We start from the raw sequence: 266 nt of genomic DNA on the forward strand, positions 1-266 counted from the left end.
GCAATTCCGGAAAGTCCTGGTGAACGCCCGGTGAGGAGTGCATGGAAGAATCCAAGGGTGCCAAACCGCGCACCCATTTGATCGGATGAACGAACACCTCATCGGTGTCGAAGAGCAGCTTCATCACCTCAATCACCTTGGGCGCTTGAAAGAGTTCTTCGGTCAATTCGCTGCGCATGACGTCGACAAACTTCAGAAAGTCCGGATCAGCCTGCTCTGGTTCCTTGAAGCGCGGCTGACCAATCTCGGTGAAACCATCCGTTATT

1 protein-coding gene is annotated in these 266 nt (G+C 53.4%); it reads right to left on the reverse strand.

All coding sequences use genetic code 11. The features are described 5' to 3' along the window. The coding region (locus tag KZZ07_RS27010; protein ID WP_219520065.1) for a hypothetical protein at positions 1-266 on the reverse strand (266 nt) is incomplete at both ends.

Origin of the sequence: Mameliella sp. CS4, from assembly GCF_019392335.1 — a bacterium.
In the GTDB taxonomy this organism is placed as follows: Bacteria; Pseudomonadota; Alphaproteobacteria; order Rhodobacterales; family Rhodobacteraceae; genus Antarctobacter.